Below are 218 nucleotides of genomic sequence, written 5' to 3'. Positions count from 1 at the left end.
GCGCTGGTGGACCGTGCCGGCACGACCATGACCGAGGTGGTGAGCAGCATCCGGCGGGTGACGGACATCATGGCGGAGATCAGCGCGGCGAGCAGCGAGCAGAGCGCGGGGGTGGGTCAGATCGGCGAGGCGGTGCAGCAGATGGACCAGGCCACGCAGCAGAACGCGGCGCTGGTGGAGGAGATGGCGGCGGCGGCCAGCAGCCTGCGCGGCCAGGC

General features: G+C 72.5%; 1 protein-coding gene. It reads left to right on the top strand.

Going from position 1 to position 218, the window contains the following annotated elements; translation table 11 throughout:
* The coding region (locus AAHB17_RS24705) for a methyl-accepting chemotaxis protein (protein ID WP_342133710.1) at nucleotides 1–218 on the top strand (218 nt) is incomplete at both ends.

This window comes from Hydrogenophaga sp. OTU3427, assembly GCF_038440225.1.
GTDB lineage: Bacteria > Pseudomonadota > Gammaproteobacteria > Burkholderiales > Burkholderiaceae_C > Hydrogenophaga.
The sequence above is the reverse complement of the archived record's forward strand: the minus strand, read 5'-3'. Positions and strand labels throughout refer to the sequence as shown.